This is a genomic window from Acinetobacter sp. 778_lipA (assembly GCF_058242985.1).
In genome coordinates this window covers 1,305,841-1,318,067 of the sequence record NZ_JBZAYT010000001.1, presented here as the reverse complement: position 1 = coordinate 1,318,067, position 12,227 = coordinate 1,305,841, and the positions used below count along the sequence as shown (strand labels likewise).

Sequence of the window (12,227 nt, the reverse complement as noted above, 5' to 3'; positions counted from 1 at the left end):
AATCAGCTTGATAAAAATGCCATTTTGACTCGTATAGCGATAAAATCAATAAAGCTAGCTTGATGCTCATGTTAAATCAAATTTTTTGCCAATCTGTGAAACATTTTTCACTTATTTGATTAAGTTATAAATTTTCAACAACTTATTCAAATTAAAAGTGAGATTTATCATGTCTGCCTATCATCAAATACGTGCGCTATATGACCGTGACACGATTACGGTTTATCAAGCCTATAATCAACATATTGCCCATTTAGCAGTCCAACAACAAAAATTTGTTTCACCTTTTTCCTTTCAAAGAATGACATGGATAAAACCTTCATTTTTATGGCTAATGGGACGCAGTCATTGGGCGACAAAATCCAACCAAAATCATATCTTAGCAATCCGTATCAAACGTGATTTTTGGGAATATTTATTAGAACAAAGTGTACATACCGACCCGACACTCTCTGGGCATAAAAATGGTGAGCAATGGTTTGAAGCTTTTGAAAATGCAAGGGTACATATTCAGTGGGATCCTGAACGGAATTTAAAAGGAACTAAGCTTGAACAGCGGAGTATTCAAATTGGGATTAGTCGTTTTTTAATTCAAGTGTTTAACAACACTGCGATTCACTCAATCCAAGATATCACCCCTCTTGTAGATAAGATGGCGCAATTTCGACGTTTAGGACAGTATCATCACGCTGAAAAACTCTTGCCTAAACAATGTATTTATCCTTTAAATAATGCATTAAAAAACATTTAGTGATTGGGTAGTTCAGTATGGGAGTTCGCTCCTATACTGATTACACCTTATTGATTACACATCCAATAAATTTACCGATTCAACCTGTACATCACTCATCGTATTGCCTTGTTCAAGCAAGTGATTAAAGTAATCCTCAACGACTTTCGCTTGTTCAACTGTACTTTCCACTTTATACATATTTTGACGAAATTCATTACTTGAATGTAAACCTTTGGTATACCAAGCAATATGCTTGCGTGCAATACGGCAACCTGAGTATTCACCATAGAAGTGATAAAGTTCAGACAAATGGCCCAGTAAAACTTGTTTTACTTCTTGAATATCTGGTGCTGCTAAATATTCACCTGTTTTTAAATAATGGGCAATTTCACGAAAAATCCATGGACGCCCTTGGGCTGCACGTCCAATCATAACAGCATCAGCACCAGTATAGTCCAATACATATTTGGCTTTCTCAGGGCTGTCGATATCACCATTGGCAATCACAGGAATAGAGAGCATCTGTTTGACTTCTTTAATCAAACTATAACGTGCCGTATTTAAATACATATCCTCACGGGTACGACCATGTAAGGCTAAGGCTGCAATTCCTGCTTCTTCTGCTCGTTTCGCCACACGGATAATATTCTCATGACCATTTAAAAAACCTAACCGCGTTTTTAACGTCACAGGCACATCCACCGCTTTAACCACTGCATCTAAAATTCGGGCAACCAAATCTTCATCTTTCAGCAATGCTGAACCTGCCAGTTTATTACAAACTTTTTTTGCTGGGCATCCCATATTGATATCGACAATTTGCGCACCATTTGCAACTTGATAACGTGCTGCCTCAGCCAACTGATCTGGTTCAGACCCTGCAATTTGCGCTGAAATCGGTGCTAATTCACCATCAAAATTTGCCCGATATAAACTCTTTTTGGTCATACGTAAGGTCTGATCAGAGGTCATCATTTCACTTACCGCATGCCCAGCGCCAAAGTATTTGCACAGTGTCCTAAACGGACGGTCTGTAACTCCAGCCATAGGTGCAACGATTAAATTATTTGACAGTTGATAAGGACCAATATACATATATATTCATACATTTTTAGACCTTCATAGTATACTGCATCTGCCATAGTGGCTCATCATTTTCTGAGTATGTTTTCTTCGATATGAAAAAATTAGTTCGACATCACGCATTTCTTAAATCTTTCAGCGTGTTAGCTCTTTCTTTAAGCCTAGTTGCTTGTGGTAAAGGTTCATGGTTTGCCAATGAAGATGATGAACAATTAAAACAAGAGCAAATCAGAAAACTGATTCCCAATCGTGTCAATCAACGTGACTCTTGGGCAAAAGACATCTACGATATTTCCAATGAATTAAAAATTCCAACCAACAAAGAAAATATCTGCACCATCATTGCGGTGGTTGATCAGGAATCTAACTTTGTTGCCAATCCTGTTGTACCAGGTTTGGGGGATAAAGCAGTAAAAGAAGTCACCACACGTTTAAATGAAAAATTTGAAGATAAACTTGGAACCACAATTGGTGGTACTGTTGCTTCATATTTTGAGAATGTTTTAAAAAACCAGCCCTCGCCAAATGATAACTATTTAAAACAAATGAGCCGTGTCCGCACTGAAAAAGATTTAGACGTACTTTATCGTGAAATCTTTGACTATATGGCAAAGCATTATCATGTGAGTGCGCTGACGGGTGCGGCCAAATTTGTTGGTCAAGATATTGCTGAAAAAATGAACCCAATCACCACATTAGGTTCCATGCAGGTTCATATCAATTATGCCAAAGAGCATAAACGTAGCAGTATGAACATCAATGAATTACGTGATGACCTGTATACCGAATTTGGTGGTTTATACTATGGAATTCATCGTTTAATGATGTATCCGGCAGACTATGATAAACCGATTTATCGTTTTGCCGACTATAACTCAGGGATGTATTCGAGTCGAAATGCCGCTTTTCAAAAAATGATCGATAAGCTGACTGAAGCTGATCTTGCACTTGATGGTGATTTGCTCTCTTATGACAAAAATGGGGATCCACGTCCAGCGATTACTGATACAGAGAAGGCGCTTACTGCTTTATTTTCAAAAAATAATATTTTAGTTACCCCTCGACAGTTACGTAGTGATTTAAAGGACGAAAAGCAGCAAGATTTTGAAAAAACTCAAACTTATATCGCAGTATCTAAACTTTATAAGAATAAAACGGGCAAAGATCCAATGTATGCCATAATGCCTGAAGTTGTCATTTCTGGGCCTAAATTGAGTCGTGATTATAATACTAACTGGTACGCAAGCCGCGTAAACGGAAGATATGAAACATGTATGCACAGAGCAAAACGTTTAAAAATTTAGCATTATTTGATTTTGACGGTACCTTGTGTAAAAAAGACAGTTTCACAGGGTTTATTTTCTATGCTTTATCAAAAAGACACATCGTAAAGCAAGGCATCAAAATTTTACCGTGGATTCAGGCCTATTATTTAAACATCTACCCTGCCAACTCCATGCGTATCAAATTATTTAATGCAATGTTTAAACAAGCCGATGCCAATGAAATTCAAGATATTGCAAATGAATATGCCCAACGTTTGGTCAGGGAACTGGATCAAAACCTTTATGAGCAATTATTAAAACATCAAGATAATGGTGATGATGTTGTATTAGTTTCAGCATCAGTAGATATTTACCTCAAAATCATTTGTCAAATATTGGATATAGATCTAATCTGTACGGGTACTGAAGTTATAGATGGAAAGTTTACTGGTCACTATTCCACGCCAGATTGTAGTTGTGAACAAAAACGAGTACGCATCTTAGAAAAATATGATTTAGACCAATACGACAAAATATTTGCCTATGGCAACAGTGAAGAAGATTTGGATATGCTTCATTTGGCCGACTATCAATATATGGTTGGCAAGGATCAGGTTTTACCCTATTTAGAAGACGAAAAAAAATTTGCCTAATTCAGCACTGAGATTTTTCAATGTCCTATATCAATATCATCATGCCACTCGCTGAATTCTATCCCTATATTCAACATGAGTTAGAGAAATATCAAATTGAAATGGCAATTGAATATTTTGATTCAGATCATAAAATTCAAATGAAAATTGCCACTCCTGATAATTTACAAGAACAACTTAGCCAATATGATCATCAAAATCTTGGCTTCTATTTTCTCGATCAAGCTCAATACATCAGTAAAGATAAAATCTACAAAGATGAATACTGTATATATGCCATTGCAGGTAAAGGTGGTCGAGAAACAGAGGATACGTTAGAAAAAATAAGTTTAAGAATCATCTCAAAAACACCCGATAAAAATATTAAAAGCTTTTTTAATGCGATCAAACGTAAATTAAATAACGATGAAAATTTTGGCAAAGGCGTACAAGGAGGCTCTCGCTTCCATGACCAACACTTTTACTTAAAGTCATGGGTCGGCCATAAAGTTTTTAAATCCGATTTATACAACGAAAAATCACCATTAATCACACCCAAATAAAAACCCCGCCAAAGCGAGGTTATATTTCTTAGAAATCTTAAAACCAATCAATAAATTGACATGTGATTACGATGAATCATTTCTAAAGAACGTGCTTCACCTAGCACCTGATACACTTTATCCGAAGCCAAACCTTTGACAGTTTCAGCAGAACGCGAACTAAAGTTCACTCGTCCAACCGCGACTCGATGACCATACTGATCAACACATTCCACAACATCACCACGATCAAAATGCCCTTCAACAGCTTTCACCCCTACAGGCAACAAACTACGATGGTTTTCCTTGATGGCTTTGACAGCACCATCATCTAAAACCAAACGCCCTGCAGTTTGAAGGTGTGCAGCTAACCACTGTTGATGTGCTGTAACACGATCATCATCGGTAATGAATAAAGTACCCAATAATTCACCCGTCATTAAACGAGCCAATACATTGTCACTTTCACCACTGGCAATCAGCGTTGGGCAACCTGACTTAGCAGCCAGACGAGCAGCGCGAACTTTGGTCAACATACCACCACGACCAAACTTACCACCGCCGCCTGCCATATCAAACAAGGTTTCATCCATTGCACGAACAGTATGGAATAATTTTGCATTTGGATTAGAACGCGGGTCTGAATCAAACATCCCTTGCTGATCAGTCAAAATAATCAGTAAGTCTGCATGAACTTGCCCTGCAACCATTGCTGCAAGCGTATCATTATCACCAAAGCGAATTTCATCAGTAGACACTGTGTCATTTTCATTGATTACAGGAATTACTTTCCAATCTATTAAATTTTGCAAGGCATCACATGAGTTAAGATAACGACGGCGATCGGCAAGATCATCATGAGTTAACAAGACTTGTGCTGTTTGGATAGAATGCTTTTCCAACACACTTGACCATGTATGAATTAACCCCATCTGACCAATGGCAGCACAAGCTTGTAGACTGGGTAAATCGGTGGGTCGATTCTCTAGCTTCATACGAACCATCCCTTCAGCCACAGCACCTGAAGACACAAGAATAATCTCGTGTCCTGCATTGTGTAGATCTGCAATTTGTTTCGCCCAATGCGAAATTGCATCCAAATCTAAACCTTGCCCATTTGCTGTGAGTAAAGATGATCCGATTTTAACAACGATACGTTTTAAAGCCTTGAGCTGACGTTGCCCATCTACCACTTCTATCATCTTGTCCTCGGTCTTTCTTTTCTAAATGGGTATCTTTGGAAATGATAGATACCCTTAGAAATTAGCGTACGTAGTACACTTCCATTTCGCCATCATCCTCGCCATCGTCATCCTCATCATCTTCTTCCTCTGCCAAAATACCAGCAAGACGTTGTTGACGACGCATTTCACGATAAGCTTCTTTTGCAGCAATCGTTTGCTCACGTGTTTCAGCTTCAAGCTGATCACGGAATGCTTTCATTTTCGCTGCATACTCTGGATCTTCGTCTTCCAACTCACGTTGTTGCTCGATTTGATCCATGAGGTAATACACAACAGGTTTGGTACCTTCTTCAAGCAAGCCTGAAGTTTTAAATACAGGACCATCCCATTGTAATTCTTCAAGAATATGATTACACCATTCTTCTTGAGTATCATCACTTAATTGATCAAGTTTGTTTAAAACAAGAACAATCGGTAATTGAGCCAATGTAGGTGAGAACTTTTTCAATTCTTCCACAATCGCTTTGGCATTGTAGGCAGGATCTGAACCATCAATCGGTTGTACATCAACAATATGCAACAGAATACGTGTACGTGCTAAATGCTTAAGGAAACGAATACCTAAACCAGCACCTTCCGCCGCCCCTTCGATCAATCCAGGAATATCTGCCATAACGAATGAACGATGACGATCTGCATCGACCACACCTAAATTCGGTACCATTGTTGTAAATGGATAATCTGCAACTTTTGGCTTAGCTGCTGATACTGCGCGAATAAAGGTAGATTTACCTGCATTCGGCATTCCCAATAAACCTACATCCGCTAGAACTTTTAGCTCTAAACGAATTTCACGATATTCACCTTTAATACCATGTGTACATTTACGCGGAGAACGGTTGGTCGATGATTTGAAATGAGTATTCCCCAAACCACCATCGCCACCATGTGCAACTAAAACCTTTTGGCCATCTTCAACCAAATCACCAATAATATCGCCAGATTCTGTATCTACAATGGTTGTTCCTACTGGAACTTTCAGAATAACTGATTCACCACCACGACCAGCACAGTTTGCGCCAGCACCGTTTTTACCACGTTCAGCGCGAAATTTACGGGTATAACGATAATCTACTAAGGTACTGGTATCGTTGTCAGCTTGAATATATACGCTGCCACCACGACCACCATCACCACCATCTGGACCACCAAATGGTACAAATTTTTCACGGCGAAAACTGGCTACGCCATTGCCACCGTCGCCAGCCTCTACGGTAATGACTGCTTCATCAACAAAGCGCATGTTGCCAATCCTCTAAAATCTTTAAAACCCCATATTCTGCCATATTTTCAAAAATTTCTCGAATAGTATTATTCAGCTGAGCATGAATTTTCTTAAACATTTTTGATCAGAGGCTTGATAATGCATATTTTTATTGGATTTCGATTGTTTTTTATTCACATATTTTTCTATAATCAGTTAGATGAAAATCAATAATTCAAAATTAAATCACTCTTAATTTTATGAATTTCACAATTTCTATTTATTTGCATGCATTTTTTTGATTTTCGATCGTTCAAATTAATTTTAAGGAACACTCATATTGTCTATTGTCCAACTCAGTGCTGCGCTTGGACCCGCAGAATGTGAACTTGCTGTAAAATATACGCTTGAAGAAATACACAAAGAAGCCAAAACAAAAAAGATCCACCTCCAACCAATTGAAAGCAATGCGACTCAACATGGTTATTCTTCGGTGCTGCTCAGTATCGATGAGAATGCCCGAATATGGCTCAATACTTGGCTCGGTACAATTCAATGGAAGTTTCAAAGTCCAATTCGCCCACAACATAAACGTAAAAACTGGTTTGTAGGCATTACGCTTTTCGATACACCGTTGCAACTCCCTCCAGATGACACCATCACTTTTCAGGCCTGTCGTGCTTCTGGTGCTGGTGGACAGCAAGTCAACACAACTGACTCTGCTGTTCATGCAACTCATGTTGCATCTGGAATAAGTGTAAAGGTCATGTCTGAACGGAGCCAACATGCCAATAAGCGTGTGGCAAAAGAGTTGATTACACTCAAACTACGACAACAGATGGAGAGCCAGCAAGCCCATCAGAAACACGCTCAACATTTACAACACGCGTTGATCGAGCGAGGCAATGCTATACGCAGTTTTAAGAAGTAGAAATATGTTAAAAAGAGAATTACATGAAACAAAAACACTATAATTTAAAAGGTTTAGATAGCGAAATTTTAGATATTACAGCTATTGATTCAGATACATGCAAAATTTATATCGTCACCGAAAAAGGCTATTTATATTGCTACAACTTAACTCAACAGCAATTACAACAGCTATCCATAACGCCCCTTCCGCTTCCAATTCTAAATAATCGAGAACTCCGTCATTACGGTACCCCTAAATACCAAATTAAATGTAGTACCAATGGAAAATTTATCGCAGTTTATGTCGATCATGGGCAATTTGGAGTTGTAATAAATACTCAAACACTGGAGACAGTTCTACACATTGATAGTCAAAGTTATTATGAAGATACCGTGTCTTTCTCATTGGCTTTTACACAGTTCAATTCACAAGATATTTGTATTTATAGAAGTGACTGGAATCGACTTGAAGCATTTAATTTAACCACAAATCAGCTTTTGACTGAGCGCTATATTGCAGCTTATGAAACTGAACCTCCTAAACACTATTTAGATTACTTTCATGGCGCGTTATATGTCAGTCCAAACAATGATTATATTTTAGATGATGGTTGGATATGGCATCCTGTAGCTTCTCCCAAAGTTTGGTCACTTAGTCAATGGTTTAAACATAACCCTTTTGAAAGTGAAGATGGCTCAAGTGTCCAAACATTATGTTATCGAGAAAACTGGAATGCTTTAATGTGCTGGCTTGATGATCAACATGTTGCCATTTGGAATATTGAACTGTGGGATCAAGAAGAGTTTGACCTTAAACCTGAACCTAAAAATCGATCAGGAATACATCTTCTTTCACTCGCAAAAACAATGTGGGACGATGATTATTCAGCAAACTATTGGGAAATACCCGAACAAACTCAACAAGTTTTTAATTTATATGCTGATCAAAATTTATTAATAATTGTAGGTGATCAGAATATTACGATTTATGTCATTGCTGATCGAATTTTGTTAAATCAAATCGATAATTTGCGTCCACAAAAGCAATATAAGAGTAGGCACAGCTTACTGTCTTTTGCAAATAAAACCATTTATGAAACAAGCTATATCTAAATATTGACATTAAAAAAGGAAGCCTGAGCTTCCTTGATTTACAACAGAATAAAATTAAGACTTCTGCAAATCCAATTGAGGTTGATTTGATTCTTCAAGCATTTTACGATCCACTTCAGCTGGGTTATTTAAAGCATCATTGAGCTTCTCAACATCCAGCTTTCCAACCCACTTGGCAACCACAATCGTTGCCAAAGAGTTACCCACCAAGTTAGTCAATGCGCGTGCTTCAGACATGAAACGGTCAATACCTAAAATCAAAGCCAAACCAGCGACTGGGATATTACCTACAGCAGCCAAAGTTGCTGCCATTACAATAAAGCCTGAACCAGTTACACCTGCTGCGCCTTTTGATGAAATCAACAAGACTGCAAGCAAGGTAATTTCATGCCAAATATCCAGTTGAGTATTGGTTGCTTGTGCAATAAAGATCGCCGCCATAGTCAAATAAATAGAGGTACCATCAAGGTTAAATGAATAACCTGTTGGAATTACCAAGCCAACCACAGACTTTTCACAGCCAGCAATTTCAAGCTTTTTCAGCATACGTGGTAATACAGATTCTGAAGAAGATGTACCCAATACAATCAACAATTCTTCACGAATCATACGAATCATTTTTAAAATGCTAAATCCGCAGAAACGACTGATTGAACCTAGAATAATAAAGATAAACAACAAACACGTGATATAGAAACAAAGAATTAACTGTGCAAGTTGCGCTAAGCTACCAATCCCATACTTTCCAATGGTAAATGCCATCGCACCAAAAGCACCGATTGGCGCAAGTTTCATAATCATATTCACAATGTTAAAGAACACATGTGAAATTTGATCAATCAATCTTAATACTGGTTTTCCAGCATCGCCAAGTTTATGTAATGCAAAACCAAACAATAAGGCAAATAAAAGAACTTGTAGAATTTCACCTTCTGCAAATGCACCCACAACGGTATTTGGAATGATATGCAAAAAGAAATCAACGGTAGATTGTGATGCACCTGATTCCACATACTTACTGATACCAGTGGTATCTAAAGTCGCAGGATCAACATTCATACCAACGCCCGGTTTGGCGATATTGATAACAACTAAACCAATAATCAGGGCAATGGTAGATACGACTTCAAAGTATAAAAGTGCAATACCACCGGTCTTACCCACTGATTTCATGCTTTCCATGCCCGCAATCCCACTGACCACGGTACAGAAAATCACAGGGGCGATAATCATTTTAATGAGCTTAATAAAAGCATCACCTAAAGGTTTGAGTTGTTCGCCTAAACCAGGAACACTTTTCTCTACACCATTGATCAATTGAGTACCACTTGGAAAGTAGTGCCCTACTATCACACCCAAAATAATGGCAACAATCACTTGAAAATAGAGTGACTTATACAGCGGTTTCTTAGCCATGATAATTACTTCTTTCTATATTTCTGTTTGAAGAAATATCCAATGTTAATGCTACCATTTGCTGACACAGCCCAAAATCCCGATAAAAACTTCTGGGAAGTCGGTTTTTAGCAAATAAAAATTCCTTCAGAAAACGACAGTTTTCCAAAACAATGACAACGAATGACGATATTTAAGATTTATTCTCGCTGGCACCTTGGCCAAAAGAATAAATACAGAACAGGAGATAAAAAATAAAACGCTCTTCAAGGCTATTTTAATTAATTTTTGATGATCAATCTCTATGCAAATGTTAATTTCGCCTAACATCTGTGCAATTTATGCTTAGACCTTAGTCTAATATCGTCTATATCTATACGATTTAGATCCATTTATGGCATAGTGTATTCCACTGTCTCCTCTCCCTTGATCCATTTGACATGAATACAAAACGCAATCTTTATAAAGACTTTGAACATCCTTTTGCGCAGTTTGTGCGAATTGTTGGTAAAGGGAAAAATGGTGCACGATCATTAACTTATGATGAAGCTTATCAAGCTTTTTCAATGATTTTGAAAAATGAAGTCTTAGACGTACAACTTGGCGCATTTTTAATGTTGCTTCGGGTCAAAGAAGAGTCTGTAGATGAACTGACAGGCTTTGTCCAAGCGACCAAAGACCAATTGAATTTTCAACCACTTGCTGTGGATTTAGATTGGTCATCTTATGCAGGTAAACGCAAACATTACCCGTGGTTTTTATTGGCAGCCTTAACACTCTCAAAGCATGGCTATAAGATCGTGATGCATGGTGCATCAGGGCATACCATGAACCGTGTGTATACTGAACAAGTCTTAGAATACTTAGGCTTTCCAATTTGCCAAAATGAAGTACAGGTCAAACAGCAACTAGACACCCAAAATTTTGCTTATTTGCCTTTAAATGTAATCTCTCCAATCTTGGCAGATTTGATCAATCTTAGGAATGTGATGGGTTTACGCTCACCGATTCACACACTGGCTCGTTTGATTAATCCATTCAATGCCAAAGCAACCTTACAGGCAATTTTCCACCCTGCTTATCGTAGTTCACATCAACAAGCTGCCTTTCAATTAGGTTATAAAAATAGTGCTGTGATTAAAGGTGAAGGTGGCGAGTTTGAGCGCAATCCAGATGCCAAAACCCTCATCTGTGGTATTCAAGATGGTGAACTTTATGAACATGAATTGCCTAAATTAACCGATAACCGCAGCCCAACAGAAGAACAGCTTGATCTCGCTGTTTTTAAAGCGGTTTGGGAAGGCCAACAAGCACATGAGTATGGAGAAATTGCCATCACTGAAACAATGGGCATTGCTTTATATACCATGGGTATTGTAAATAACTATCCAGAAGCCATGAGTAAAGCAAAACATCTTTGGAACACGCGTTTCTAATTTCATCTTTAAACACAAGCGTGAACGTTATTGATCACGCTTTTGGATAAAATAAAAATCAGCCCAATAGGGATAACTTTTTCCTGAGGAATGAATATTGATGAGTTGCAACTGATCACCTATTTTGACATCGATATTATTGGATTGATAAGGACCAGATAAATAAGCATCTTTTTGCTTTCCAATCAGACTTGAACAATACAGATGATGCGTTTTTATCTTTTTTGATGCGTCGGCTGTATAAGCATTACGGATCTTTATACCAATTAACAGCATGGGATAACCATCATTTTTAATTGATGTATATTGTGTAACAGGCGTTTGGAAATTTTGACTTGCGGTTACGGTAACATCTAATAAACATTGAATACTTCTTGCATCACTTGTTCGCTCAGCGAATACACTGGTCGAAATTGCAGTGATACAAAATAAACTGAGTCGAGCAAGCTTTATTGTTTTTAGTCGCGTTATTGTTTTGAGCAGCTTGAGCATTTTAATCTCTTTATCTTTTTTTAAGATTTTTATCATTCTGAATATCTTTATCACCTTATTACGCACTTCTCGTTTAAACGTATTTATCTTTTTAATAGCATCATGATTGAAACAGTTTAAATATTATTGTTTTTTAAATTGAGTGTTTGAATCACAAAGTGAAACTACTTTGTGAT

General features: G+C 37.7%; 12 protein-coding genes. 7 read left to right on the top strand and 5 right to left on the bottom strand.

The features are described 5' to 3' along the window. Positions 1-169 precede the first annotated feature (169 nt). Positions 170-751, top strand: coding sequence for a DUF4291 domain-containing protein (locus AC4CUY_RS06275; protein WP_490773825.1), 582 nt, complete (start codon positions 170-172; stop codon positions 749-751). A 54-nt stretch (positions 752-805) separates the two neighbouring features. Here the strand turns inward: AC4CUY_RS06275 and dusB are convergent, their stop codons facing one another. Next, on the bottom strand, positions 806-1,828 hold the full coding sequence (gene dusB / locus AC4CUY_RS06270; RefSeq protein ID WP_490773824.1) for a tRNA dihydrouridine synthase DusB: 1,023 nt from the start codon (positions 1,826-1,828) through the stop codon (positions 806-808). 83 nt (positions 1,829-1,911) lie between these two features. On the opposite strand from dusB, the gene AC4CUY_RS06265 reads away from it, so the two are divergent. The 3 genes from AC4CUY_RS06265 to AC4CUY_RS06255 are packed head-to-tail and all read left to right on the top strand — an operon-like array spanning position 1,912 to position 4,276. Continuing rightward, entirely contained in the window at positions 1,912-3,120 is a 1,209-nt protein-coding gene (locus AC4CUY_RS06265) for a DUF1615 domain-containing protein (protein WP_336954516.1), read from the top strand. After that, entirely contained in the window at positions 3,087-3,734 is a 648-nt protein-coding gene (locus AC4CUY_RS06260) for an HAD-IB family hydrolase (protein ID WP_490773823.1), read from the top strand. Before AC4CUY_RS06265 ends, AC4CUY_RS06260 begins: the two co-directional genes overlap by 34 nt. A 20-nt stretch (positions 3,735-3,754) precedes the next feature. Next, positions 3,755-4,276: a hypothetical protein gene (locus AC4CUY_RS06255; protein ID WP_490773822.1), complete on the top strand. Its 522-nt coding sequence runs from the start codon at positions 3,755-3,757 to the stop codon at positions 4,274-4,276. A gap of 47 nt (positions 4,277-4,323) precedes the next feature. Here AC4CUY_RS06255 and proB read toward each other — a convergent pair whose 3' ends face one another. Both proB and cgtA read right to left on the bottom strand, forming a co-directional pair. Continuing rightward, entirely contained in the window at positions 4,324-5,457 is a 1,134-nt protein-coding gene (gene proB, locus AC4CUY_RS06250) for a glutamate 5-kinase (protein WP_151802530.1), read from the bottom strand. Positions 5,458-5,518: 61 nt separating this feature from the next. After that, on the bottom strand, positions 5,519-6,742 hold the full coding sequence (gene cgtA / locus AC4CUY_RS06245; protein ID WP_336954511.1) for an Obg family GTPase CgtA: 1,224 nt from the start codon (positions 6,740-6,742) through the stop codon (positions 5,519-5,521). Positions 6,743-7,043: 301 nt separating this feature from the next. Between cgtA and prfH the strand changes: the two genes are divergently transcribed. Together prfH and AC4CUY_RS06235 are read left to right on the top strand one after the other, a co-directional pair. Next, positions 7,044-7,634 carry a peptide chain release factor H gene (prfH, locus tag AC4CUY_RS06240; RefSeq protein ID WP_490773821.1) on the top strand — a complete coding sequence of 197 codons (591 nt, stop codon included), beginning with the start codon at positions 7,044-7,046 and terminating at the stop codon, positions 7,632-7,634. A 23-nt stretch (positions 7,635-7,657) separates the two neighbouring features. After that, positions 7,658-8,728, top strand: a complete 1,071-nt coding sequence (locus AC4CUY_RS06235; RefSeq protein ID WP_336954509.1) for a hypothetical protein — start codon at positions 7,658-7,660, stop codon at positions 8,726-8,728. A gap of 54 nt (positions 8,729-8,782) precedes the next feature. On the opposite strand, the gene AC4CUY_RS06230 is transcribed toward AC4CUY_RS06235, so the two are convergent. After that, positions 8,783-10,144, bottom strand: coding sequence for a dicarboxylate/amino acid:cation symporter (locus AC4CUY_RS06230; RefSeq protein ID WP_004721869.1), 1,362 nt, complete (start codon positions 10,142-10,144; stop codon positions 8,783-8,785). A gap of 419 nt (positions 10,145-10,563) precedes the next feature. On the opposite strand from AC4CUY_RS06230, the gene AC4CUY_RS06225 reads away from it, so the two are divergent. Then, positions 10,564-11,559: a glycosyl transferase family protein gene (locus tag AC4CUY_RS06225; RefSeq protein WP_419328666.1), complete on the top strand. Its 996-nt coding sequence runs from the start codon at positions 10,564-10,566 to the stop codon at positions 11,557-11,559. Between the two features lie 27 nt (positions 11,560-11,586). Here the strand turns inward: AC4CUY_RS06225 and AC4CUY_RS06220 are convergent, their stop codons facing one another. Continuing rightward, on the bottom strand, positions 11,587-12,051 hold the full coding sequence (locus tag AC4CUY_RS06220) for a hypothetical protein (protein WP_336954507.1): 465 nt from the start codon (positions 12,049-12,051) through the stop codon (positions 11,587-11,589). Positions 12,052-12,227 lie beyond the last annotated feature (176 nt).

Coding starts and splice junctions, on each gene's coding strand:
- proB (WP_151802530.1), bottom strand. CDS start 5,457: ATGATAGAAGTGGTAGATGGGCAACGTCAGCTCAAGGCTTTAAAACGT.
- cgtA (WP_336954511.1), bottom strand. CDS start 6,742: ATGCGCTTTGTTGATGAAGCAGTCATTACCGTAGAGGCTGGCGACGGT.
- AC4CUY_RS06265 (WP_336954516.1), top strand. CDS start 1,912: ATGAAAAAATTAGTTCGACATCACGCATTTCTTAAATCTTTCAGCGTG.
- AC4CUY_RS06225 (WP_419328666.1), top strand. CDS start 10,564: ATGAATACAAAACGCAATCTTTATAAAGACTTTGAACATCCTTTTGCG.
- AC4CUY_RS06255 (WP_490773822.1), top strand. CDS start 3,755: ATGTCCTATATCAATATCATCATGCCACTCGCTGAATTCTATCCCTAT.
- AC4CUY_RS06260 (WP_490773823.1), top strand. CDS start 3,087: ATGTATGCACAGAGCAAAACGTTTAAAAATTTAGCATTATTTGATTTT.
- AC4CUY_RS06230 (WP_004721869.1), bottom strand. CDS start 10,144: ATGGCTAAGAAACCGCTGTATAAGTCACTCTATTTTCAAGTGATTGTT.
- AC4CUY_RS06235 (WP_336954509.1), top strand. CDS start 7,658: ATGAAACAAAAACACTATAATTTAAAAGGTTTAGATAGCGAAATTTTA.
- dusB (WP_490773824.1), bottom strand. CDS start 1,828: ATGTATATTGGTCCTTATCAACTGTCAAATAATTTAATCGTTGCACCT.
- AC4CUY_RS06275 (WP_490773825.1), top strand. CDS start 170: ATGTCTGCCTATCATCAAATACGTGCGCTATATGACCGTGACACGATT.
- AC4CUY_RS06220 (WP_336954507.1), bottom strand. CDS start 12,051: ATGCTCAAGCTGCTCAAAACAATAACGCGACTAAAAACAATAAAGCTT.